Source organism: Micromonospora sp. NPDC051924 (genome assembly GCF_055586005.1).
Genome location: NZ_JBVJJA010000053.1, coordinates 1 through 23,654 on the forward strand (window position 1 = coordinate 1; position 23,654 = coordinate 23,654).

Consider the following 23,654-nt stretch of genomic DNA (forward strand, 5'->3'; position numbering starts at 1 on the left):
TGCGGCCTCACCCGCTCCTGACGCCTCCACAGAGGCCGAACTCGTCTCGAAACTCCTGGCCAGCAACCCGCCCGCCGACTATGCAATCGCCCTGGGAGCCCCGTCCGGCGCTCAAAGCCCCACCAATTTCGAAGAGCCCTCATCGGCAGATCCGGTCGTTCGTAGCGACCGCTCCGCGGCAGAAGCGTGCAGCCGCACCGTAAGCGCGGGCCCAAAAGACGGCCGGAAAGGTTAGGAACGAGTGGTCAGCGATGCGGTTCGGCTGAAGCAGCGTTTACCGGGCGTTCGAGGGGCGCGACGCGGCGTCGTCAAGGTGGAGAGCCAGAGCCGTCACTCATATCCCATGGCCGGGATGACCTTGCCGAGTGCTTCTTCGATGAACTCGCGGGTTTCGTCGTCGAATTGGTCGTTGCGGTTCGTCAGCTTGTGCGACTGAAACGTTGAAGGGGTGGCGAAGTCGTCGACGTCGAGCCGTTCGAACAGGGCGCGGCGCTGCCCGGGCCAGTCGGCTGCGAGATCTTCTGCTTTCACCTCGACGTATCGCCTGCCCGTCAGGTCGACCGTGTTCTTCCAGTTGAGCCATCGGTGGTAGACCGGCTTGAGGTAGGCGAGCGCGCCGTCGACGGTGGGCGGTGCCCATGGCTGGGCCAGGTGGGATGCGAGCACTGAGACCGGGTGACGCTTGATGTGCACGATGGTCGCTTCGGGGACCAGTTCCCAGAGAAACTCCATGCACAGCAGGTTGAACGGTGTCTTCTCGCACCAGGTCGGCTTGCCCGCGTCGGCGGCTGCTCCGCCGAACATGGCCTCGATCAGGCCCCGCAAGATTCCGAGCAGTTCGCCCCGGTCGCTGAAATACCTGGGAAGTACCCGCCGGCGGCTCAGCGGCTCGAACGGCCCGGCAGGCCGGTCGGCGTTCCCGAAGCCTTCCGCGGGCGCAGGTTCGTCGTATGTGTACGCGATCAACTGCGGCCAGAGCTGTTGCACCGCGTCCCGGTAGCGCCGCTCGCCGACCAGCTCGGGAACGGTTTTGCCGCGATCGTCGCGCCGGCCGGGCACTCGTACGGTGAGGAAGTCGCTCAGCCGGTGCAGGGCGTCCTCACCGACGGTGGGGTCGTATCGATCGGTGAGCGCGTCAGCCAGGTCCCGCAGGCCACCCGGGTCGATGAGAAACCGGGTCTCCATGGGAATCCGATGGATCAGCGGATGTTCGCCGATGATGTCGGCGATCCGTGACGTTCCCGAACGACCCGTACCCGCAACGAAGATCGGTGAGGGGAAAGGCATGGCGAGCAGTCAAACTCTCAGCCCGGCGCCTGTGCAAGCCATTTATCCCCTTCACCCGCTGCTACGGGCCGGACCCGAACCCGCCGCGCCGAGTGCGTGCCGGACGGCCGCCTCCAACAAGCGAGCGACGAATCATCGAAGCTTCCCAACGCGCCGCATCCCGCACACACTGAGCTATTTTCATCGTGATGGTGTTGGTCGTCGACGGTGCGGCAGGGAGGGATCATCGCCCGCCGTCGGTAGGTGTCGCCAGAGCGTGGATGCCGGTTCGAGTCAGCCGGCCTCGGGAGTCAGGCGGTAGCTGCTGCAGACGTCGAGCAGTAGAGCGGCCCTGATCTCGAACGACTCGTCAGTGCCTTCCAATTCCACGTCGACCAGCATCTGGTCGTCAGTACCCGCGAAGTGCATCTCGACGCGGGGCTGCCCGTCCAGCACCAAGGTGAACCAGCGGTCGTTGCCGGCGTCGGAGTCTTCGACTCCGGCGGTAAGCCCACTCTCGTCGAGCCGGCAGCGCACAAGATCAGCGATCGTCTCGACGAACGGCAGAAGATTGGCGCGCCAGATCCACCCGTGCATCGTGCCGCGCGGCGCGGTCTGCATCCTGTCAGGGTAGATTGAGCCATTCTCATCGTGGGTAGCGGGCGTCATCGGCGGCCTGCAGGACGAGGATGGCCTGCACGACCGCTGTGGCGCGGCGGGGCAGCAGCGGAGTTTGGCGAGCGCCTTCCAGCCCTTCAGGGTCGCGACAGCGCGTTCGCCGACAGCGCGGATCTTGGCGTGGTGACGGTTGACGGTCTTCTGCCGCCGGGACAGCCGGGTCGGTGGCGGCGGCGTTTGAACGGCGCGAGACTAGAACGGGTTAGGACATGGACCAAGGCACCCGCGACGAGTTGCTCGGCCGCCTGGCTGAGGCAGTCGGGTCCGTCGCAGTCGCGCACCCGACGCGGGTTGCCATCGACGGACCGCCCGCCGCCGGCAAGACCACCCTCGCCGACGAACTGGCCGTCGCCTTGCGCGAACAGGGCCGCGAGGTCATCCGCGCGACGATCGACGATTTCCTCTTCCCCCGGGCACAGCGCTATCCGCGAGGCGAGTATTCGGCCGAAGGCTGCTACTTCGACACCCACGACTACGACGCGCTGAACCGGGTTCTGCTCGATCCGCTCGGACCAGGCGGAGATCGACGCTTCCAACACGCGGTGTACGACCGCACCGCGGATACTGCCCTGTCCCCGCCGCTCACGACTGCCCCAGCCGACGCCGTGCTGGTCTTCGACGGCGTCTTCCTCATGCGCCCGGAACTGATTGATCGGTGGGACCTGCGCATCTTCGTGTCGACCGCGCTCGAGAAGACCGTGGATCGTGCCGTGATCCGAGAGCGCCGAGTGTCATCTCGGGCCGAAGTCGAACGGCGCTGGCGCGAGCGTTACATCCCCTCCCAACAGCTATACTTCGCTACGGTCCGCCCGACCCATCACGCCAACATCATCGTGTACAACGACGAACCCCAGCTGCCGGTCTGGGAGACCAAACACACTGACCGCGCTCAATTCGGCAAAGCCGCGGGCGGCTGGCTAAGTCCCTGAAGCCATGTAGGCGGCCAGGATGTAGTTGGGGTGCCGGTCGAGGTTGTTGCGGGCGCGGTCGTAACGGTTGGTGGTACGCGGATCGGCGTGGCGGGCGGCGATCTGCACGTCGCGCAGGCTGACTCCGGCGTCGAGCATTGTCGTGACGAACGTGTGGCGCGGCATGTGGGGATGCATCCTCGGCATCCGGATTCCTGCGGCCTGTGCCAGGTGCTTGAGCCGGCGGGTGGCGGCGTGCCGGTCCTATGAAACTGGAAGCGGGAGCAGGAAGAGCAGCTATACATCACCGTGCGTCACCAGCGGCGATGGACGCCAGCACACCCGGAGCGGCAGAACAGTTCACCGCCTCCCTCGCCCGGATCGGTCTCGCCCCTGACCATCTCGCCGGTGGTGCTTCTCCGGCTCAGGCATGCGTGCTACCGGGACGGAAGACCAGGCGGCAGGTCATCCCGTACCGTTCGAGTGTGACGCAGAGGATGAGATGAGCGACCTCTATATCCGGGTCATTCCCACCGATCCTGAGTGGCAGCCGACAGTCCAGGCGGCCGCCGGTGCGGTGAAGTACATGGCTGGACTCTTCGGCAGGCCGGGCGACCACGTCGAGACCGTTGAGCCGGTGTTCTACGAGCACATCACGCTGATTGACGGTGGCGAGTACATGGAGGACGTCTACTGCCCCCGGTGCGGCGTCGCGATCGGGCTGGACTGGTTCTGGGATCTCCTGATCGGACGAAACGGCGGTCGGACGGTCGGCGAACCGACCATCGACGACCTCGGCGTGATAGTCCCGTGCTGTGGTACCGCGCTCACGTTGCCCGAACTGCGCTTCGAGGCACCGGTCGGCTTCGCACGGTTCGAGGTGAGCGCCATGAACTGGGCCCGGAGCGCCTGGGAGCTCAGCGACGAGGAACTCACTACGGCAGGCGACATCCTGGGACATCCAGTGACGCAGATCCACACCCACTACTGAGCCGGGGGTGACGCGAGCCAACGGCGGCAGATCCGGATGTTGGGTTGCGTGTTCAGGCGCCAGAGTGCTTGATTGCTGATCGGCGTAGGTCACCGCTGGTCCGTCAGCCCCTGTGGTCGGCAATCCAGCCGCGGAGCAGGGTGAGGAATCGGTCGGGCTGTTCCAGCGACGGCAAGTGGGCGACGTCCGGCCAGTCGACGCGGCGAACGTCGATAAGCCCTCCGCATACCCGGTCGGCGGCGTCTCGGGTCGTGGCGAGGTCGTGACCGCCGACCAGCACCAGCGTCGGAGCCTTGATGTCGTCCAGCCGTTCCAGCGCAGGCGGATCCAGCTCGACCTCGTCGACGTCTGACCAGGACGCGGTCACCTCGAACGCCTGGCGCTGCATGCGTCGCACGAAGTCTTGGAAGCCGGGGTCGACCTGTGAGGCCTCCCGGCCGGGACCGACGACCCAGAAGGCGATGTTGGCCTCGACGGCAGCATCGATGTCACCAACAGCGAGCGCGCTCTTCTCCGCGTCGAAGAAGGCCTTGAGGTCGTCCGTCAGTGCGGCCAGCAGGCTGCCACCTGGCGGGCACAGCAGGAGGGATTGAACGAGCTGCGGCGCCGTCAGCGCCACTTCGCATGCGACGCCGGCGCCGAACGACGAGCCGACGAGGTGGCATCGCCTGATGCCGAGATGGGAGAGGGTCGACAAGACGTCGTCGACGTGCGAAAGCGGCCCTTTTGGCGGAGCTGTCGATTCCCCGAAGCCGCGTAGGTCAAGCCGTACGACGTCGTGTTCGCTGCTGAGACGCTCCCATTGGGGATCCCACATCCTACGGTCGGCAACACCGGCGTGGATCAGGACGATTGGCATGTCGTTGGCGTCTGCAACGTGGTCGTAGGCGATTCCGAGCGGAGTGGTGGCCACAGCTCTCCTGGGATGAAGGTGTCGTTGACGGGCCTCAGGCAAGCAGGACGGCAGGTCCCTGCGCAACAGGTTTGTCGGAGCCGGCTCCCCAGAGCAGCCACCGACTCACCCCCACACCCCGGCTCGAGAAGTCCGCAGGACGCCGGGAGCTCGGGATGCTCCAGTGCACTCAACAGTGAATCAGCATTGGCATGATCGAGTGCAGGAAACGTTGCTGGCCAGGGCCCTCGTCGGCCACCGCAAGCTGCGCGCCCTGTAAGGCTTGCGGCGGCAGGGCCGGGAGTGACCGCTGTATCAGCGATGCCAGTGTGGTGGTAAGGCTTGGCGCCGTGGGAGTAGCCGGTGATGGGCCGAACGATGAATGGGACGACGAGGAGTTGGAAGCGCGCGTCGCAGCCGACCAGGCGTTGGTGGAGCAGGTCCTCTTGGCGTACGAACCCGAGAGTGCTGAATCGCTGCGTGCGATCCACGAGCACTGGAGGGACGACGGCGTTATCGGCGTCACCCTCCTGCTCTCCGCGTTTGGTGCCGGGTTCCTCATGCCGGAGCTGAACCGGCACAAGTGCGCGACGGACGTGGTCCGCAAGGTGCACCGGGCCGCCGAGGAACTCTTGGCGGACGAGGAAATGCTGTTCAGGAACGCGGCGTACTTCGGGTTGATCGAACCGCTGGGCCTGGCGGTGCACTACCTGTCACCTGAGGATGTCGGTCCGCTGGTGGCCCGGGAGATCAGGTCCACCTATCCCGCCCGGCCGATCAGTACGGTTAGACCAGCCGGACGAGCGGCCCCATGACACGAGCAACTGCCCGGCGCGGCCATCCCGCGGACAGCGACAGATGCTCCGTTCGCCGGTCGACGCGGAAGTGATAGCGATGCGCCATTAGTCTTCGCTGCCCGGAGTCGGTCCCTTATTCGCGTCCGACCCAGGTGGCGACGCAGGCCTCATTGCCCTCGGCGTCGGCCAGGATCCACCACATCGGCGCGTGCGCGTCGGAGACTAGGCGGCCGCCCGCAGCCAAGGCGGCGGCGATGCGGGCCTCAGCCTGATCGTGTGGGACGGCGACATCGAGGTGCAGGCGGTTGCGTTGTGGGCGTGCCGCATCCATGTGCTGCAAACCGAAGCCGGGGCCGCGACGCGCTGGGTCGAACAGGTAGTCCTCGCCGAGCTGGCGATAACCGAGCAGCGCTCGCCAGAACGGCAGCACATCCGCACCGACGAGCGCGTCAAGGGTGACGTTGATGAGCTGCACGGCGCTCGGGTCGGCCGGGATGTCCAGTTGCCTGGCCGCGGCCGATATCCGCCGGGCCAGCGCGATGTGGCGCACTCCCAGGCTCACGGTAACGCCGGCGCGACGCAGATCGATAGTGAGGTGCTGCTGTTCGTGCTCGTCGGCGAGCCGGCCGATCTCGGCGACGAGCTCGATGCCTTTGTTCAACGAACCGGTCGGGAAATAGGCCGAGACCACATGGTAGAGGCAGCGCCAGTCCTCGACACCGTCGGCCGCGTGGAACTGCCCAGCCGTGATCTGCCCAGTCATGCAGGCGAAACTAACATCGAAGGCAAGACGGACGCCCTGCCAACGGCGACCCCGTTCTCCCGCACGAGATCATCCCGCGATGTGGCGTCAATCCGGCATCAGGCGACACAGAACTTGTTGCCCTCGGTGTCTTGCATGACGACATGACCAAAACACGTCGCCATACCACTCGTCACGGACGACCCTCGCGCCCGCGGCGACCAACTTCGGCACCCGTTGCCGGTTCAGTCGGGCGCGAGCTGGCGGTCGGGGCGATCGGTGCACTCATCTCCGCAGTCCGGGCACCGGCCACTCGTTTCCTGTTACTTCCCCTAGCGAGCGGTCAGCGGCAGAACCGGATACCTGCGCCGCCACCGTGATCCGGCTCGGGCAGCTCCGGTATCGGCCCGACCCGATCAAACCGACGCGCAAACCGCAAGCAACTCCGCGAACCCGGCATCCCGCGACCCGACCAGTTGCGCATCCCCAACAACCAGCCCAGCGATCAGCAGCCGAGGCTACGACCAGCCGTTGCAGTATTGATGGCGGGTTTTTGAATTCGCCCTTGATCATCTCGGTGGCCAGGGCGCATGCTGAGCCGGTGAGAAAGCTCTACGTCGCAGCGCACGTCTACATGATCCTCGGCCTGGTCAGCGGTCTGGCATACCGCGAGATCACGAAAATCGAGCACTACAGCGGTGACACGCAACTCGCTCTGGTGCACACTCACCTGCTCGCGCTTGGCATGCTGTTCTTCCTGATCGTGCTGGCGCTGGAGAAGCTGTTTACGCTGACCGCCAACCGCCGGCTGTTCGCCGGGTTCTTCTGGGTCTACAACGCCGGACTCGCCGTCACGATCACCGCCATGATCGTCCACGGGGCGCTGACGGTGTACGGCCGTGACAGCGGCGACGCCATCGCGGGCCTCGCCGGGCTTGGCCACATCGCGCTGACCGTCGGCCTGATCCTGCTCTTCGTCAACCTCGGCAAGCGCGTGCCCAGATCCGCAGACCTGAGCGCCGTATCGCCGAACGAGCAGAAGCCAGCAAACGCGGGGGGCCAGGGAGGCATCCGGCCAACAACGCCCGCCGAAGACAGCCGCGTCCCGTAGGCGAGCGAGCGTTCCGGGCAGTCAGTCCACGTGAGCTGTCGCGCATGCCATCGGGCGCGCAGGCGGCGGATGGTCTACGGCGAGCCAGCGGCCGAAGATCTCCCGGGCGACCAGCACCTGCGCGAGGTCCGCGGGTTCGCGGGCGCCGAACGCGGCGGCGACAGCGCCAGTGAACGCAGTCCCGCTGGGACCACGTGAACTTCGACCACCGCTTGCGACCGAGACCCGCCCCGCTACGTCACCTGCCGGCGACCACAGCGCCTACAGCGGTCAGCCGCAGACTTCGACGCGCTGAACCCGGGCGCCCTGACCGCGGCAGATCAGGATGTCGGCGGTGGTCGGCGGTGACGACAAGGCCCGAAGTCGGGTCGGCAAATGTACGGCTGAGATGATCGTGGCCATGTGGTTGGAGTCGCGGTGACGGCTACGTCGGATCGTAGAGTGGTGCCGGTAAACGGTTCGTTGGCGGTCTATCCCGGTACGTTCGATCCGTTCACCCCGGGGCACCGAGACCTGGTGGCCCGTGCCCGGGTGATGTTCGACCAGATCATTGTGTTGCTGGCGGTAAACGCCGACAAGCGACCAACCGCCGAGGCCACGACCAGGGCCGTACGCGTGCGCGACGCCATGCCGGCAGCCTGGGGCAATGTCGAGGTGGACACCTGGACCGGCCTGACCGCCGCCTACTGCATGCGCCGCGGCGCCACGGTCATTGTCCGCGGCCTACGCACGGCCGCGGACCTTCGCCACGAGTACCAGCTCGCTGCGATGAACGAGCAACTCGGCATTCAGACCGTCTGGATGCCGTCCCGTCCGCAGCTGGTCGCCACTTCGTCCACGGTCGCACGCGCATACCGCTCGGCACAGTCGGCCCGGCCGTCCCTGAACGCTGAACAGTGACCCCCAGGGGTACCGGAACGTGGCAACGCCTCGAGGTGGGATGCACTCTTCTCGGCACGATCGGACGCCAGCACCGGCGCTGGCCTCACCTTCGGTCACGAGCGCTTCGCGGCTGGATGCGGACGTCGTCGCGCTGCCAATAAGCGGCGTGCAATAGTCGCGGACGTGAGGTTTCCGTTGGAGGCGCTCTCCGCTGCCCTCACGGCCCGCGGCGAGACCTGGACGAAGCTTGAGATGCGCTGGCAAACCCGCTCGATCGAACCGAACTACGGCAAGACCGTCGCGAGCGTCCAGTTCGAGCCTTCGGCGTGGCTCGCCGAGGTCATGATCTGGATCGCCGGCGAGGCAGGGCCAGCAACGATCCGCCTTACCGACGACCGGATCGTCAACAAGCACTACGAACTTGCCGGCCAGGGTGATCTCGAAGCATTGCTCGATGAGTTCGTCGGTCTGCTCTTCGATGACCGGATTCCCGGTGCCGCAGTCGTTGGCGAGTGGTCGGGAACGACCGCCTGACCGAGCGCGGATCTGCACACACTTCGGCAACGGTGCGAGCAGCTGGCTATGTCCCGGAGGCCATGTACGCGGCCAGGATGTAGTTGGGGTGCCGGTCGAGGTTCTTGCGGGCCGGTCGTAGCGCATGGTGGTTCGTGGCGCCTGAAGGGTGCCTGGAGAGATCTGGACATCCCGGCGGGTGCGGCCCTGCCACGCTCAGGCCCTCGCTGGGCCTCGCGCCTTGATCCTGCGCCCTAGGGTGGCAGGGTGGCAGCACCCCGTATGGCACCGCAGTCGGAGATGAGCCGTCGGCTGACGTTCCTGTTCGCGTTGGCGGCGGGAGTGGCCATCGGCAACCTTTACTGGGCGCAGCCGCTACTGGGCTTCATTGCAGGCGATCTACGCGCCGCGACCGCGACGGCCGGCTGGCTCGTCACGGCGACGCAGGTCGGGTACGCCGTCGGCGTGCTGTTGCTCGTGCCGCTCGGCGACGTCCTGGACCGCCGCCGGTTCGTCCCGGTGATGCTGCTGACCTCGGCCGCCGCACTGCTGCTGTGCGCGCTGGCGCCGTCGTTCGGCGTACTCCTGCTCGCACTGGGCGTGCTCGGCGTGACGACGATTTCCGGGCAGGTCCTCACACCGCTCGCCGGGGACCTGGCCGGCGACGCCCACCGCGGTCGGATCGTCGGCGCCGTCGGGTCCGGGACCCTCACCGGTATCTTGGCCTCCCGCACGATCAGCGGGTTCGTCACCGGCGCCGCCGGGTGGCGTACGATCTTCGCCCTCGCCGCGGTCGTCGCCGTCCTGCTCGCGGTCCTGCTCTACCGCGCGATTCCACCGCTGGCACCGCGGACGCGCATGCCATACTCGCAGCTGATCGCCTCGGTCGGCGCGGTGGTCATGCGCGAGCGGGCGGCCCGATGGACGCTGGTCCTGGCCGCCACAGGGTTCGCCACGTTCTCGCTGTTCTGGACCGCGCTGACGTTCCTGCTCAGCGGCCCACCGTTCCGGTACCCGGTAGCGGTGATCGGGTTGTTCGGGTTGGCTGGCCTCGCTGGTGTCCTTTCCGGCCTGCACGGCGGTCGTCTGCACGACCGAGGTTGGTCGCTTCCGGCCACCGGCACGGCCTGGGTACTGGCCCTCGGTGCCTTCGTCGTCGCGGCGTTCGCCGGCCGGTCTGTCGTACTTATCATCATCGCGATCGTCATGATCGATGTCGCCCTCCAGACGCAGGCCCTCCTCAATCGGGCGCGGCTGTTCGCCCTCTCCCACGAGGCCCGCAGCCGGCTCAACACGGCGCTAGCCACCGGCAACTTCATCGGCGCTGCTATCGGGTCCGCCGCCGCGACCACGCTCTGGTCCGCGGGCGGCTGGACAGCGGTCACGATCACGGGAACGGCGCTCTGCTGCTTCGCGCTCACCGTGTGGGCGCTGGGACGTCGGGGCCCACTCGTGATCGCTTCGCCCTGACGGACGGCGCTGTAACGGACCGCAGTGAAACCTCCCTCAACCGCGCGACATTCGCACGTAGGGCTCGTAGTGCTCCGGAGTCGGACCCGCCATGACGCCCTCGTGCAAGTCCACGCGTCCGCTTCTCGGCAGTTCAGGATGCCCGCTCGACTCAGAGGCTAGCTCCGATGGTCATCGGTCCTCGGGGTGTCGGTGGTTTCGACGCGGGCGATGAGCTGCTTGAGTCGCGCGATCTCGTCGGTGAGCGCGGTGCTGCCGGCGGCGGTGAGCGTGATCCAGGTACGGCCCCGCCGGCCGGCGTACCCCTTCTCAACCTCGATCAGGCCGGCCGCTTCTAGCACGCTCAGGTGTTTGGAGAGGTTCCCGGCGGTCAGGGCCAGCTGGGTGCGCAGGTAGCCGAACTCCGCCCGGCGGGCCTCGTGCGCGATGGTGAGGATGCCCAGCCGGACCCGCTGGTGCACCACCTCGTCCAGCCCATTGACCGGGTGGGCGGACGGCTCGTGCGGGTCCGGGGCCCCGTTCTCGGCGGTCACCGGCGCCGCCGGCCGGCCAGCCGGAAGCCGATCGCGCCCAGCAGCAGCGCGGTGCCGTTGATGATCTGCTGCGGCAGGAACGCCGTGCTGTCCTGGCCCTGCCAGTGCCAGCCGAAGTCGATCGGCACTAGCGCCACCGTCAGGTAGCCGAGGGTGAACACCAGCAGCCCGACGTTGCGCTCCAGCCGGGCCAGCACCAGCAGCGCCACCCCGATCGTGCCCCACGGTGCGATCAGCCGGTCCAGCACGAGCATCCAGTACGGGAACTGGTGCGGGTGGCTCGGGAAGTACAGGCGCGCCGCCACCCACGCGGCGGTGAACAGGACGGTCAGCGCGACACCGGTGATCGCGTACGGCAGCACCCGGGCGCCCAGCCCCCGCGCCCGGACGACCCGCACGTAGCAGACGGCGATCGCCGCGTACGCCAGCAGCAGCGCCGGCGGCCAGTAGTACAGCACACCTTGACGCGAGAACTGGCACACGGTGCCGTCGCCGACGCAGTGGAGGACGAGGAAATACCAGTCGAACGGGATCCCCACGAACGTCACCGCGGCCAGCACGAGTAGCGCGAACCAGGTCACCCGCTGGTCGACCCGCACCCGGCGGGCGAGGCCGCGCGCCTCCGACAGTAGCCGGCGGGGATCGCCGCTGGCGGGTACCGAATCAGTGGTCATGCCAATAGGTTTCCATAGCAAACCCGTTTCCGCTAGTACTAGCGTCGACGGGTACCGCACAATCAGCCCGCAGCAGTACCAGCCCGCGTGGGTCTCGGCTCCGCGCAAGGACGCGACCGGCGGCGGCCGATCTCGCGGCCCCGTCAAGGCGGCCCTCAGCGGCGACTGGACGGACCGATAGGGGTCTATTCATCAAGCGGTACCTGGTCTCTGCATCAGATACCGGCACGCCGGCAGGGAGTCCGCTGCGCGGGTGTAGTCCTCATCAGCGCAGCCGCTGCGCGAGCGGCTGGCCGCTCCCACAGCGGGCAACACATGTCGCGTCCCCTAGCCTCACCCGCGTCGGCGAATTGCCCTTCGCCTGCTCGACCTGCGCCGGGTCGCCGCCGGTGGCCATGTAGCGCAGGCCGCCGATGACCAGGAACATCGTCGCGACCAACGCGATGATGCCCATCGCACAGGACCAGCGCCACGCCCGGGCGCCGGAAAAAGCTCAGCTGGCGTTGTCAATTCGACTGTCCACGGCGATCCAGTTCGTCTCCCACGTCTCCCCGCCGTCGTCTGAGAAGGCCTGTTCGAACCTCGCCTTGTCCGGGCCCTGCCGGAAGATGAGGAAGCGCACCTTGATCGCGCGTCCCCCGAGCTGGTCGTCGCCGTAGAACTCGCCCACACCGTCGTGGAACCCGCCGTACACGGACGGGGTGAGCAGTCCATCGCGGACGTTCACGAAGGTCAGGCTCCAGCGCCCCGCCTGGGGCTCATAGAGCCGCAGATTGAGGCCCTCAATCCGTCCGTTCGGCCCCGAGACCTTAAGTTCGACGACATTCGCACGCCGGTCCAGCAGCGGACGCACGACGCTCGTACCCTCGAAGTGGAGCCATTCATCCTCGGATCCCGAGAGCGGATCGGCGAGCACCCGCACCTTGGTATGCCAGTCACCGATCTCCCAGTCGAAGTCACGTTGGCCATCCTCGACAGCCGCCGAAGCCCTGAGGGGAGCCGCCGCCGCGTCGCCCGACGCCGCCATCGCGGTCAGCATGAGGAGCGAGAGGCACGGGACCAGGATCTGCTTGTATGGCACGGTGATCTTGGTGTGAAGGTTCATGACTCGACTATCTGAACGGAGCACGCCCATGAACAAGAAGGCACCTTCAGGTAACCCCTCACCTTCGCGCCCCAATCCTCTACCCGGCTGCCCGATGGCCGCGGCGTTCGCCGCGATCGGTGGGAAGTGGAAGCTGACCCTTCTGTACTGGCTAGCCCATGGCGACTGCCACTTCGCCGGCCTCCGACGTCTGGGCGCGCCGATCACGCCCAAGGTGCTGGCCGAACAGCTGCGCGAGCTCGAGGCTGACGGGCTCGTCGAGCGCGTCGTGACCGGACCCATCCCGGAGCCGGTCATCTACAGGCTCACCTCCTACGGCCTCACGGTTTTACCCGTCGTGGAAGGCGTCCGGGTCTGGGGCGAGGCGCACCTTCAGCGCACCCACGGCCAGGCCACACCCGACGAGTCGATGCGCTGCACGCACGCGATCGCGTAGGCCTGCGGCCGGCCGTGGTCTGGGGACTTGGGGGACTCTGATCTAACGGTGTTTCCGGCCCGACCCGCCGGGCGTCGTGCTCGGCGAGGAGCGCGCCGTCATGACCGTGACACTGAACGATGTGGCACCACGCCGCCGGGTGGGTGCACCCGGCTCGACGGTGCGTGACCACCCGGGCAGCGTGACCGCGTGGGGTGGCGGGTCCGCCGCCAGGGGTGCGGGTAGTGGTCACCATGGCGGCTTCGGGTGCCCGGGCGAGCGGAGCGGATCGGGCAGGTCGCCTCGCGCGACGGCGGCGGCGACGGCCCGTACGGAGCGGCGGCGGCGCATCCGCAGGACCGACGCGGTCACGCCCTGTTCAGCGGCCAGGTGCTCGATCAGTGCGTCGCCGAAGCGGGTCGCGCTGATCAGCTCGGCGGCGTCGGCGGTGATCAGGCCGGCGGCGGCTGCCCGGCCGAGCAGCAGGTCCGGGTGCCCGTAGGGCGGCGAGTTCCTCGCTGTCGCACAGTCGGTGGGGCTGATTCCGGTGCAGCGGTGCGCGGCGATGCTGGCAGCCGTCCGCGACGGGCAGATCGTGCACCGGGCCAACATGTTCGGTCTCCTAGCCGTTCGCCGAGCCAGGGACGAAGGCATCCCCGTGCACCTGGTGGCGCACGAGGACGTGCTGATCCTGCGTCGCTGCTAGACCCCTGTCAGGCTCAGGGGGCCTGAGCCTGACAGGAGGCACGGGCGGGCGGAGCCACGCTGCCGGAACACGCTCATAATCCCCCGGTCGCGGGTTCGAGTCCCGCCCGCCCCACCACGTAAACCCCTGGCCAGCCATGCTGGCGGCGACCCGGGCGAACGGCGCCAAGATCGGGACCAACGCTCGCAGTCCGTACTGGGTTCGCTGCGGCACGAGCCGCCGCCCGGTCGAGGCGGTCGCACCTGTCCGCGTCCTGGGTGCCAGCGAGCACACGCTTGGGCATCCACCTGCCTTCCGAAGCGGACGACGTGCACCGGTGCGGCGTCGGGGTCGGCGTTGACCAGGGCTACTAGTCGCGCTTGGGCCAGATGAGGCCCTGTTCGGTCCAAATGACACCCTTGTTGCGGCAGAGGCAGAAGGGGTGGCCAATGGGGTCGGCGTAGACGCGGAAGCCGTAGCCGTCGGGGCCGATGCAGTCCCGCTGCAGGGTCGCGCCGAGGGCCAGGACGCGGCGCTGTTCGGCCTCGATGTCGTCGACTTCGAAGTCGAGGTGGAACTGCTTGGGGTGCTCGCTGTCGGGCCACTGCGGGGCGCGGTAGTTCTCCACCTGGATGAAGGCCAGTTCGATTTCGCCGAACTGGATACCGGCCCAGTTCTCGTTGCTGCCCTCCTTGACCGGGAGCCCCATCACCCCAGAGTAGAAGGCTGCCAGCTTCATCGTGTCCGGGCAATCGATGATGAAGTCGGTTAGTCGAAGCATCCCGCGATCTTGCCACAAGATCAAATGAGCCGGACTTTGAGACACCTAGAGCGCGACAAGATCATCGAAGCCGCTGAGGAACGCGCCCGACGCCGACCGGCATAGAGCATCAAACCGGGCGGGTTTCGCGCCCAGACGCTTCGGCCCGGCGCCGCTCGCGCTGCCCGTCCTGCGCTCTCAACGCGCTGGGCGCTCCCAGGTCGTTGGTGGGGGAGTGCCTGCGGCGGCCACTCGATGCCCCTCCAGGTCGGCAGCGCCAACACCCCGGGCAGCCCAGCCATCAACGGCCCCCGAGCGGCCCGCACCGGCTGCCCCACCCCAGCACGACGGCAGCCATGCCGCCGCCCGGCTCGCCGGCGATGAGTACGCAGCCCTCCTACGGGCCCGCACCGACGACCTCGAGCGCGTCGCCGACACCTTCGCCACGATCATCGCCCAACCCGTCACCCTCGCGGCCGGCGACGACGCCGTCGGGCTCACCGTCGCCGCCAGTATCGGCCTCGCCTTGGCCGACACCACCGACTGCCTCACCGAGGTGGGCCTGCACCGGGCCGACATCGCGATGTACCACGCCAAACGCAACGGCCGCAGCCGCTACGCGGTCTACCGCCCGGGCATGACCATGCCACCCGCCCGGCACCGCCGCGGACCGCGCTTGCGCGACCGGCGCCGGAACACCGGCGAGGTGACGGCATGAGAGCCGCACAGGAGGAGATGGCCTGCCAGATTTGCCTCGCCCCGCTGAACACCCTCGGCCTGCCGCCCGCCTACGTACACCCCGCCCACCTGGCCACCGAGGGCCACGACCCGGCCCCGGTACCGGTCAGCGGGCTCGACACCGTCCGCCGCAGCTGCGACTTCTGCGGCGACCCGTACCCGATCTGGACCCTGCACGGCGGCGACGTCACCGCCATCGCCGTCGGCCCCACCGCAGGACTCATCCAGAAATTCGGCCACGCCTGGGCAGCCTGCGCCACCTGCCACACCCACATCGACGTCGGCCGCCACGACAAGCTTGCCGACCGTGCCGCCCGGGCACTCGGCCTCAGCGACCACCCGCAGGCGCGACAGCGCGTTGAAGAACTGCACCGGGCGTTTCTTGACGCCCGACTGCCCGGCCGCACCCTCATCGCCACCACCGCGTGGCCGGCGACCACCATCACCGCCGCCGAGGTGCCCAAGGTCCGTGACAGGCTCAGCCGCTTCTACCGGGGCAACGACCAACTGCCTGCCGCGCTCGAGATCACCAATACGCGCGCGGAAATCGCCACTGGCCTGGACCGGTCGCACCTGTACTGGATCGACAACGACTTCACCGACCTTGCCGAACACGCCGCAGCCCAGCTCCCAGACATCCCCATCGGCCGCGACGCCCTGCCATCGACCGACGGGCTGGTCATCTGGGCCCGGCCAATCGCACCCCGTCAGCTCACCGCCGCATTCTGGACCGCCACCAACAACGGCCTGCAGTTCGTCCTCTACCGCACGATCGGCGCCGGCCTCGAGCCCAGACCCCTGCAGCGGCTCCGCGAACAGGTCGGCTGGCTCGCACCGATGAATGCCGCTGGCCTCGGCGAGCAGGAGCCGATAGGCAGTGGCCATCCGGCGGCAGCCCTTCTCGCGACGTCGGTTCTCATCACTCAGAAGGCCGCAGAAGTCGCCTTGGCCAGGCCAGACAAGGGCCTGGCCAAGGGCTACACCCGCATGAATCGGGCTCACACCCGAGGTACGCGTCGTACGCATCCGAGGGCGGCACCTGCCATCGGCCGACGGGCTGTCGACGGAGGGCACGCAGCGTTCTCAGCACAGCCGGTTTCTGGGTATCCGGCCACTGGCGCAACCAAGCCCACGGGCCAGGCCGATCGCTGCGCCGCCCCGTCTACATCCACCCCTTCCTCAAAGGCCCTGAAGACGCGCCGATCGCCTTGAGCACTGCCGTGCGCGTCCTCACCAGCGAACAGTCGGATCTGAACGACCGCGAGTAGACGGCGACTGTGGGGTGGCGTGCCGGCAGTGTGGCGGTATCCAGCCATGGCCAGCATCCGCCCCACTCGATCCGTTGATCCTGCCCGGACCCAACTGCGAGATTGGCCAGGCGGCTCAGGTGTTCTCGTGTCTGCGGGCTTGACCGCACGGTGATGTTTCACCCCTTGGTTAGGAGCACGATGAAACAACGAACAGGTGTGATTGCCGCAGCGTCGGCCGTGTTGATCGCCGCGGCGCTGATTGCGCCTGCGGCCGCGGCCGCCGACGCGACCAGCCCGACTGGCTCCGAGAGTGCTGGTGCGAGCAAGGTCGAAACCGCTGATCCCGACGGGCCACAGCGTCCGGGTCGGTCGCCCGTAGCTGCGCTCGACGACCGGGCCGGGCGCGACAACCCGGATTCGATCTACAGGGCGGGGAAGACCGACGGGTTCCAGCCGCTGACCGACGATTCGCTGTCGGATACTGCGGCCGAGAAACTGGGCAACGCCGACACCAAGCTGTTGCAGCAGGCGCAGGCGTCAAAGAAGAAGTCTGTCACGGTGTTGATGCTGGCCCGGAAAGGCGCGACCGAGGACGTCGTCGCCGCGGTGAAGAAGGCCGGTGGGACCGTCGGGTCGGTGACCGGAAAGGTCGGCTACGTCCGGGCGACCGTCCCTACCGACAGCGTGACCACCTTGGCCGGCCTTCGGTCGGTCGCGGCGATCGACCTGAACCGGACGTACAAGATCCCAGGCCCGGATCTGGGCGCCGCGGGTGCGAGGACGGCGGCAACTGAGGCCGCGGGGCCGACCGCGCCCGGCGCGAACACGCCCGCCGACAACCCGTACCTGCCGATCAACGAGACCGGCGCCGAAGCCTTCGTCAAGAACAACCCGGCCTGGGACGGGCGCGGCACGGTCGTCGGCGTGCTAGACACCGGCGTCGACGTCGAGCATCCCGCGCTACAGAAGACCAGCGACGGCAAGCCCAAGATTGTCGATTGGGTAACCGAGACCGATCCGGTCACCGACCGCGACGGCAGCTGGGTGCGGATGTCCACCACCAAGACGGGTCCGACGTTCAGCTACCTGGGCAAGACCTGGACGATCCCGGAGGGCACGTTCCAATTCGGCCTGTTCTACGAGGGTGCGACGGCCGGGAGCGACTTCGAGGGCGACCTCAACCGGGACGGCGACACCCTGGACTTCTACGGGGTTCTGTACGACCCGACCACACACAGGATCTGGGTCGACGGCAACAACAACCAGGACCTCACCGACGAGGCGCCGATGGCCCCGTTCGCGGTCGATCGCCAGGTCGGCCACCTCGGGCGTGACGACCCCGCAACACCGCAGAATGAGCGCATCCCGTTCGTCGTCGAGTACCGCGACAACGTCGATCTCTCCCCGCTCGGCGGCAGCAACGTCGGCAAGACCGCGAACTACGTGTCTATCGGGTTGCCGGTCGCTTCGCACGCCACCCATGTGACGGGGATCATCGCCGGCACGTCGATGTTCGGCGGCCAGATGCACGGCGCCGCACCGGGCGCGCAGATCGTGTCCGCCCGCGCCTGCACTTGGGGCGGTGGCTGCACCCAGGCGGCACTGACCGAGGGCATGATCGACCTGGTCACCAATCGCCATGTCGACGTCGTCAACCTGTCCATCGGTGGGCTTCCCGCGTTGAACGACGGCTCCGACGTGATCGCCGCGCTCTACGACGAGCTGATCGACAGCTATGGCGTGCAGATCATCATCGCCGCCGGCAACGACGGCCTCGGCACCAACACCGTCAGCTCGCCGTCCGTGGCGGGCAGGGCCATCTCGGTCGCCGCATCCGTCAGCTCCGACACCTGGTGGGCCGGCTACGGGTCGAAGGTCGCCACCAAGCAGGGCATCTTCGGCTTCGCCTCCCGCGGCCCCGCTGAGAACGGCGCGCTGGCGCCGCAGGTGTCCGCGCCCGGCGCCGCCATCTCCTCGATCCCGATGTGGCTGTCCGGTGAGGCCGTCCCCGAGGCCGGGTATTCGCTGCCGGCCGGGTACGGCATGGCCAACGGCACCTCCATGGCGGCCCCTCAGGTCGCCGGAGCGGCGGCGCTGCTGCTGTCGGCCGCCAAGGCCCGTTCGCTGACGGTCAGCTCGGCGGCGCTGAAGACCGCCCTGACCGGCACCGCCGACCCGATCCCCGACGTCCCGACCGCCGCGCAGGGCGCGGGCATCATCGACACCGTCGCGGCCTGGAAGCAGCTCAGCGCTGGCATCAACACCAATGAGCTCACTGTGTCGGCTCCTGTTTGTAGTTCGCTGTCCGGCCTGCTCGCGACTCCGAACACCGGCGTCGGCATCTACAACCGTTGTCTGCCAACCGAAGGCGGCCAGGTGACCGGTGCGCAGAAGACCTACAAGGTCAGCGTCACCCGGACCAGCGGTGCCGCCGGGAACGTCGTGCACCGGATCGGTTGGATCGGCAACGACGGCACGTTCAGCGCCCGCACGGCAATGTCCCTGCAGCTCGGAAAGGCAGCCGATATCACGGTCACCGCGACCGCGACGACCTCCGGCGTGCATAGCGCGATCCTGACCATTGATGACCCGGCGACGGGCGGCATCGACCAGTTCGTCGCCGTCACCGTGCTGGCGACCAAGCCGCTGGCCAAACCCGACTACGCGGTCACCAGTTCCGGCACGCTCGGCCGAACCGGAACCACCTCGCTGCTGGTGCCCGTCCCCGAGGGCGTCGAAGCACTGCAGCTGACCCTGGGCGGGCTCGCCGACGGCAGCCAGGTCCGCGCGTTGCCCATCGACCCCGACGGCATGCCCGCGGACTCCAACGCCAGTTACCACTGCTACACCAACTACACCGACCCGGCGAACTGCAACGCCACCGCACGACCGGTGTACCGGCCTAAGCCCGGCATTTGGGAGTTCGCGATCGAGTCTCGCAGGACGTCTCCGGTCGAACAGAACCCGTACACCGCAACGGTTTCGCTGCAGGGCATGTCGTTCGATCCGGGGACCGTCACAGTCGACAAGGTGACGATGAACTCGCCGACGGATGTCGGCTCGACGGGGACGAACACCTTTGGCCCCGCGATCGCCCACGTCGCAACTGGCGAGATCGGCGATGTCCGCAATTTGTTCTCGACGGTCTCGCAGGGCGAAATCACGTCCAACATGCTCTATGTTCCGCGTCAGGCGACCCGGCTCGACGTGACGCTGACGCCCAGAGCCGCTGCCGATCTGGACTTCTATGTGTATTTCAACGGCAGGCCGATAGGCCAGAGCACCACGACCGGGGACTCGCCCGAGCACATCGTCATCGATGATCCACAACCGGGTACGTACTTCATCGTGGTCGCGGGAGTCACCGTGGCCGGAGACAACGTCACGTTCGACTACCACCAAGAGATGTACTCGAAGGGTCTCGGCACGATCACGCCGAAATCCGATGCGAAGTACACGGTTGCCACGGGCCAGTCGATGCCGGTCGACGGGGCAGTGATCGTCAGCGCCCGGCAGTTGACCAAGGATCCCATGGTCGGCCGGGTCCGGGTGGCCAACGCGTACGGCACGATCATCGGGGCGGCGGACGTCACGGTCGCCACTGTCGATGTCCCCAAACTCGATCTGGTCGCGTGGGCCCCGCCGTTCGTCGGCGCGGCTCTCAATGAAAGCGGCGTAGTCGCGGGAGATCGCCAGTACAACGCCAGGATGACGCCGACCATCTGGACGGCCGCCGACGGGTTCACCAACCTGGATCTCGCCGGGGGCAGGTACGGATCGGCTCTGGACCTGAATGACGGCCAGATCGCCGTCGGTGTCGCGACAGACAGTGCATTGCACTATCTTCCCGCCCAATGGGCCAAGGACGGATCGCTCACCGTGCTCGGCGTCCCGGATTGGCGGCCCTATTCCAGCGGCTACGCGACCGCCGTGAATAACAAGGGGGTGGTCACCGGATTTTCCGAAGCAATCGTCAAAGAGTCTGACGGCAAGAACCACAGCTACAGCGACGGGTTCGTGCGGACGCCGGATGGGACTTTCAGCAAGCTGGCCCACCTGTCTTCGGATCTGACGGGAACCCAGCCGCGCGCCATCAACGACGCCGGAATGATCGTCGGTGCCTCGCGCACCGATGACCATGTGCCGCACGCGGTCGCCTGGGATGCGACGTCAGGTGCTATTCAGCATCTCGGCACGCTTCCTGGGCAGTATTCGGCCCAGGCGAACGATGTGAACGCCTCCGGGACCATCGTGGGGACCAGCGGTGACGACGCGTTCGTGTGGACCAAGGCCGGCGGAATGCAGCGTCTTGCCGACTACGGATACAACGCGACCGGCGAGAAAGTCACCGACGACGGGTGGATCCTCGGAACTGTCGAACTCTTCCCGGACGTCGCGGTGTCGGCGATGTGGGACCCGCAGGGACGGCTCTGGGATCTGTCCGGCATGGTGCCGCTGTCTGCCGGTGACCGATTCACGCCGACCTACAGCTTCGACATCAACGATCACCACCAGCTGATGGTCTACGGCGAGGGCGGCCCGAACGGCGCCTGGTCCAGCTCGGTGATGCTGAGCATCCCGGCAGGTCTGGGCCACTAGGCCCCGGCGCCACCTCGTTCCGTCGAGCCACCGCAGTCGGTGGCTCGACGGGACGAAGGCGTTCAAAGCCAGCCCCGGTCCCGCGCGTGCCAGCCAAGCAACACCCGGGAATCGGTGCCGGCCAGATCCATCAGCCGGCGGACCCTGCGCTGCATGGTCCGCAGGCCGATCCCCAGCCGGGCAGCGGCCGCGGCATCGGTGTACCCAGCCAGCAACAGCATCAGGACCTCCCGGTCCGCCGGGTCGGCGAGGTCCTTCGGCGATGCCAAGTTCGGATCGACCCTACGGCCGTGGGCCTCCCGCAGTTGCAGGGCCGACCGCCACAGGCTCTCGAAGCTGAACACCAGACAGTCCAGCAGCCCCCCAGCTCGCACCACCGCGATCTCGGAGTGCGCGTGCCCACCCTCGTCGAGCTGCACGATCGCAATCGAATCGTCGGCGATCAGCAGCTTCGCCGGTAACGACTGCACCATGCGGATCTCCTGTCCCCGATCCAGGGAGGCGAACACGTCCTTCTCCGCGGCGGGCTCATCCAGTACGGTCCGCTCGATGATGATCCGCTCCCGCAGACCACGGCCGGCGACCTTCCGTTCGGTGTCAGTCTCGGAGATCCCGAAAACCGCGAACGGTGGTTTCGCGAACATCCGGAACTGCTCCTTGGCGGACAGCAACAGGCCATTGAGCCAGCTGCCGATCTCGCTGCGACCCCGAACGATCTCGATGCCGTTCGACAGCCGCACCTCGCGCGCCCTCCGGTACTCTTCCGCGAGTTCGTCGAGTGCCGTTCGGGCGGCCCTGACCTGCTGCTCGCGCTGCGCGACCATCCCCTCAAGCGCCAGCGACGGCGACACCGCCGAGTTTCCTCCGCCGTCGGCCGTGTCAACGAGGCCCACCTGCCGCAACGCACCGATCGCCGTTTCGATGTCCTCGACCGAGATCCCCAGCAGGCCGGCGAGATCCGGCCCGAGCGCCGGTCCGCCGGAGACCAACGCCCGATAGACCCGCTCGGCCGTCGCGTCGACATCGACCCCGATGAGCGAGCTCTGTGGGGAGGGGCGACTGGGGCCGGCCATGGCGCGAACTATACGTCCGTTGCCGAACCGTGAGGTTCCGCCCCGGGATGTGGACACCGAGTTATGCCGCGATCTGGTGCGGCGTAGTGGGTGTGAGGCTTGTTCGCGGTTGGCCCGCACACCCTGGTCGCGTAGTTCGACGCTCACCCGCGGCGAGCCATAGGTGCCGCCAGACTCGGCGTAGATGATCACGATCTGCTCGGCGAGCGTGCCCCCGGCGGTGTGGCTGCTCGTCCGACGAGCAACCCCCACGTCCCGTCCTGTCTGGCGTTCTAGGTGGGTCCGTTTGGGGCTTTGGGCAGAGCAAAGCCTGGTCCGTATGACGTGCGCGCATGCCCACGTCAAGGCATCGTCGACGGGACCGGCCCATCCAGCTCCGCGCACGAGATCAGGACGGGTACGCGTCATCGGAGCGACGAGTGACCCAACCGCGCTCGGACGCCTCCCAGCCGAGTTGCATACGAGTCGTCGATCCCGTGAGGCCCATGAGCACGCGGATTCGGCGCTGCACGGTCCGCCCACTCATCCTGAGCTGTTTGCCGACGGCATCGTCGGTGAGCCCGCCGAGCATCAGCGACAAGAGGGCTACGTCGAGCGAGTCCGGCCCCGCGGCGGGACCGTCAACGAGCGAGCTGTCGGGGCTCAGGACAAGGGGGACGCCCGCTGCCCAGACGGACTCGAAGAGCGTCACCAGCGAATGGACGAGGCTCGGGGCCCGGATGACGACGGCAGCCGCGTCGTATCCGCGGACCGAGAGCGGCACCATCGCCACGACTCCGTCGGTCACCAGCAGCTTGGTCGGGACCTTAGCCACGGCACGGACCTGGGCGTTGGAGACGAGGGCCGTCCGCGCTTCGGCGACCGTCGCATCGTCCTCGAACGCCGCCCGCTCGATGACGACCCGGAACCTGACGCCGCGGTCGAGGGCCTGCTCCTCCGCGCGGTTGTCCTGCGGGTTCAGGGCGACGGGTCGGGCATCGACGAAGGCGCAGACCTCGTCCCTCGCGCTCAGCTCGAGCTGGAGGAACCGTCCCCCGACCGCTTCTGCTCCGAGCACGACCTCGACGAGGTCGCCGACGTCGGCATGGCTGAGGTCGCGGCGAAACATCTCGGTCAGCCGGGCCACCGACGTCTCCGCCACGGACAGGGCGTGCCGACGCGAGTTGAGCAGCCCCTGCAGCGAGACCTCCGGAGCCGTGGGGAACCACCGGCACACGCCCGGCTCGAACGTCGCCACCTCGACGAGCCCGAGGTCGCGCAGCGACACGAGAACCGCGTCGACCTCCTGGACGGGGCGACGCCATCGTGCCGCGAGCGCTTCCGAGGTCCCGCCACCATCGACGACGAGGGACTGGTAGTCGCGCTCCTGTGCCGCGGTCAGGCCGATGGCGCTGAGATCGACCTCCATGGCCATGGGCCTCCCTTCACGCCGTTCGGTCCGGCCGTCGCGCACGCTGAGCTGTCGAGAACACGACATGTCGATTCCCCGCCTGCCCGCACCGGTTCCGCGAGGCGGACGTCATTGGCACTCTGCTCGACGGTACCGGCCCCACTTCCGGAGCCGACAGCGGC

The 23,654-nt window shown here is 67.7% G+C and carries 22 protein-coding genes and 4 pseudogenes; 11 read left to right on the forward strand and 15 right to left on the reverse strand.

The genetic code is table 11. The annotated features are described in order from the left end of the window. Positions 1–330: 330 nt before the first annotated feature. The 3 genes and pseudogenes from ACZ6S5_RS29715 to ACZ6S5_RS29725 form a co-directional block, all read right to left on the reverse strand. A complete protein-coding gene (locus ACZ6S5_RS29715; protein ID WP_466005535.1) occupies positions 331–1,287 on the reverse strand; it encodes a sulfotransferase family protein in 957 nt (318 codons plus the stop codon). A gap of 273 nt (positions 1,288–1,560) precedes the next feature. Next, positions 1,561–1,887, reverse strand: coding sequence for a hypothetical protein (locus ACZ6S5_RS29720; protein WP_466005536.1), 327 nt, complete (start codon positions 1,885–1,887; stop codon positions 1,561–1,563). A 25-nt stretch (positions 1,888–1,912) separates the two neighbouring features. Then, positions 1,913–2,171: pseudogene (locus tag ACZ6S5_RS29725) on the reverse strand (transposase family protein); the annotation flags it as partial. Between ACZ6S5_RS29725 and ACZ6S5_RS29730 the strand changes: the two are divergent. Beyond that, complete coding sequence (locus ACZ6S5_RS29730; RefSeq protein ID WP_466005537.1) at positions 2,154–2,873, forward strand: cytidylate kinase family protein; 720 nt, start codon at positions 2,154–2,156, stop codon at positions 2,871–2,873. The pseudogene ACZ6S5_RS29725 and the gene ACZ6S5_RS29730 sit on opposite strands and share 18 nt — an antisense overlap. Here the strand turns inward: ACZ6S5_RS29730 and ACZ6S5_RS29735 are convergent. Then, positions 2,862–3,098: pseudogene (locus ACZ6S5_RS29735) on the reverse strand (tyrosine-type recombinase/integrase); the annotation flags it as partial. The gene ACZ6S5_RS29730 and the pseudogene ACZ6S5_RS29735 overlap by 12 nt on opposite strands. Before the next feature lie 256 nt (positions 3,099–3,354). Here ACZ6S5_RS29735 and ACZ6S5_RS29740 point away from each other — a divergent pair. Beyond that, positions 3,355–3,843, forward strand: a complete 489-nt coding sequence (locus tag ACZ6S5_RS29740; protein WP_466005538.1) for a hypothetical protein — start codon at positions 3,355–3,357, stop codon at positions 3,841–3,843. 103 nt (positions 3,844–3,946) lie between these two features. On the opposite strand, the gene ACZ6S5_RS29745 is transcribed toward ACZ6S5_RS29740, so the two are convergent. After that, positions 3,947–4,756 carry an alpha/beta fold hydrolase gene (locus ACZ6S5_RS29745; RefSeq protein WP_466005539.1) on the reverse strand — a complete coding sequence of 270 codons (810 nt, stop codon included), beginning with the start codon at positions 4,754–4,756 and terminating at the stop codon, positions 3,947–3,949. Between the two features lie 329 nt (positions 4,757–5,085). On the opposite strand from ACZ6S5_RS29745, the gene ACZ6S5_RS29750 reads away from it, so the two are divergent. Continuing rightward, on the forward strand, positions 5,086–5,550 hold the full coding sequence (locus tag ACZ6S5_RS29750) for a hypothetical protein (RefSeq protein WP_466005540.1): 465 nt from the start codon (positions 5,086–5,088) through the stop codon (positions 5,548–5,550). A gap of 115 nt (positions 5,551–5,665) precedes the next feature. Here the strand turns inward: ACZ6S5_RS29750 and ACZ6S5_RS29755 are convergent, their stop codons facing one another. Next, positions 5,666–6,295, reverse strand: coding sequence for a VOC family protein (locus tag ACZ6S5_RS29755; protein ID WP_466005541.1), 630 nt, complete (start codon positions 6,293–6,295; stop codon positions 5,666–5,668). Between the two features lie 544 nt (positions 6,296–6,839). On the opposite strand from ACZ6S5_RS29755, the gene ACZ6S5_RS29760 reads away from it, so the two are divergent. The 4 genes from ACZ6S5_RS29760 (at position 6,840) to ACZ6S5_RS29775 (ending at position 10,250) form a co-directional block, all read left to right on the forward strand. Continuing rightward, the gene (locus ACZ6S5_RS29760) at positions 6,840–7,385 is read left to right on the forward strand and encodes a DUF2871 domain-containing protein (RefSeq protein ID WP_466005542.1); all 546 of its coding nucleotides are present in this window, start codon (positions 6,840–6,842) and stop codon (positions 7,383–7,385) included. A 441-nt stretch (positions 7,386–7,826) separates the two neighbouring features. Continuing rightward, positions 7,827–8,285 (forward strand): pantetheine-phosphate adenylyltransferase, encoded by a 459-nt coding sequence (coaD, locus tag ACZ6S5_RS29765; RefSeq protein ID WP_466005543.1) that lies wholly within the window; start codon positions 7,827–7,829, stop codon positions 8,283–8,285. 165 nt (positions 8,286–8,450) lie between these two features. After that, positions 8,451–8,801 (forward strand): hypothetical protein, encoded by a 351-nt coding sequence (locus tag ACZ6S5_RS29770; protein WP_466005544.1) that lies wholly within the window; start codon positions 8,451–8,453, stop codon positions 8,799–8,801. Between the two features lie 246 nt (positions 8,802–9,047). Then, the gene (locus ACZ6S5_RS29775) at positions 9,048–10,250 is read left to right on the forward strand and encodes an MFS transporter (RefSeq protein WP_466005545.1); all 1,203 of its coding nucleotides are present in this window, start codon (positions 9,048–9,050) and stop codon (positions 10,248–10,250) included. Positions 10,251–10,408: 158 nt separating this feature from the next. On the opposite strand, the gene ACZ6S5_RS29780 is transcribed toward ACZ6S5_RS29775, so the two are convergent. From ACZ6S5_RS29780 to ACZ6S5_RS29795, 4 genes and pseudogenes are all read right to left on the reverse strand, one after another. Further along, positions 10,409–10,783: a transcriptional regulator gene (locus ACZ6S5_RS29780; protein ID WP_466005546.1), complete on the reverse strand. Its 375-nt coding sequence runs from the start codon at positions 10,781–10,783 to the stop codon at positions 10,409–10,411. Beyond that, positions 10,780–11,457, reverse strand: a complete 678-nt coding sequence (locus tag ACZ6S5_RS29785; RefSeq protein WP_466005547.1) for a hypothetical protein — start codon at positions 11,455–11,457, stop codon at positions 10,780–10,782. Before ACZ6S5_RS29785 ends, ACZ6S5_RS29780 begins: the two co-directional genes overlap by 4 nt. 355 nt (positions 11,458–11,812) lie before the next feature. Then, positions 11,813–11,911 (reverse strand): annotated as a pseudogene (locus tag ACZ6S5_RS29790) (pilin); the annotation flags it as partial. A gap of 39 nt (positions 11,912–11,950) precedes the next feature. Further along, complete coding sequence (locus ACZ6S5_RS29795) at positions 11,951–12,562, reverse strand: hypothetical protein (RefSeq protein WP_466005548.1); 612 nt, start codon at positions 12,560–12,562, stop codon at positions 11,951–11,953. A gap of 94 nt (positions 12,563–12,656) precedes the next feature. Here ACZ6S5_RS29795 and ACZ6S5_RS29800 point away from each other — a divergent pair, with 94 nt between their 5' ends. Next, positions 12,657–12,998, forward strand: a complete 342-nt coding sequence (locus ACZ6S5_RS29800) for a winged helix-turn-helix transcriptional regulator (protein WP_466005549.1) — start codon at positions 12,657–12,659, stop codon at positions 12,996–12,998. 228 nt (positions 12,999–13,226) lie between these two features. Here ACZ6S5_RS29800 and ACZ6S5_RS29805 read toward each other — a convergent pair whose 3' ends face one another. Continuing rightward, a complete protein-coding gene (locus ACZ6S5_RS29805) occupies positions 13,227–13,589 on the reverse strand; it encodes a hypothetical protein (protein WP_466005550.1) in 363 nt (120 codons plus the stop codon). 443 nt (positions 13,590–14,032) lie between these two features. After that, on the reverse strand, positions 14,033–14,443 hold the full coding sequence (locus ACZ6S5_RS29810) for a VOC family protein (RefSeq protein ID WP_466005551.1): 411 nt from the start codon (positions 14,441–14,443) through the stop codon (positions 14,033–14,035). A gap of 214 nt (positions 14,444–14,657) precedes the next feature. On the opposite strand from ACZ6S5_RS29810, the gene ACZ6S5_RS29815 reads away from it, so the two are divergent. The 3 genes from ACZ6S5_RS29815 (at position 14,658) to ACZ6S5_RS29825 (ending at position 21,009) form a co-directional block, all read left to right on the forward strand. Further along, positions 14,658–15,140, forward strand: a complete 483-nt coding sequence (locus tag ACZ6S5_RS29815; RefSeq protein WP_466005552.1) for a diguanylate cyclase domain-containing protein — start codon at positions 14,658–14,660, stop codon at positions 15,138–15,140. Next, positions 15,137–16,372: a hypothetical protein gene (locus ACZ6S5_RS29820; protein WP_466005553.1), complete on the forward strand. Its 1,236-nt coding sequence runs from the start codon at positions 15,137–15,139 to the stop codon at positions 16,370–16,372. Before ACZ6S5_RS29815 ends, ACZ6S5_RS29820 begins: the two co-directional genes overlap by 4 nt. 236 nt (positions 16,373–16,608) lie before the next feature. Next, complete coding sequence (locus ACZ6S5_RS29825) at positions 16,609–21,009, forward strand: S8 family serine peptidase (protein WP_466005554.1); 4,401 nt, start codon at positions 16,609–16,611, stop codon at positions 21,007–21,009. A gap of 62 nt (positions 21,010–21,071) precedes the next feature. Here the strand turns inward: ACZ6S5_RS29825 and ACZ6S5_RS29830 are convergent, their stop codons facing one another. The 3 genes and pseudogenes from ACZ6S5_RS29830 to ACZ6S5_RS29840 all read right to left on the reverse strand — a co-directional run bounded on the left by ACZ6S5_RS29830 (position 21,072) and on the right by ACZ6S5_RS29840 (position 23,496). Continuing rightward, positions 21,072–22,082: a hypothetical protein gene (locus ACZ6S5_RS29830; RefSeq protein WP_466005571.1), complete on the reverse strand. Its 1,011-nt coding sequence runs from the start codon at positions 22,080–22,082 to the stop codon at positions 21,072–21,074. Positions 22,083–22,196: 114 nt separating this feature from the next. After that, a pseudogene (locus ACZ6S5_RS29835) lies at positions 22,197–22,490 on the reverse strand (transposase); the annotation flags it as partial. Further along, a complete protein-coding gene (locus ACZ6S5_RS29840) occupies positions 22,471–23,496 on the reverse strand; it encodes a TrmB family transcriptional regulator (RefSeq protein WP_466005555.1) in 1,026 nt (341 codons plus the stop codon). The gene ACZ6S5_RS29840 and the pseudogene ACZ6S5_RS29835, both read right to left, overlap by 20 nt. Between the last annotated feature and the right edge of the window lie 158 nt (positions 23,497–23,654).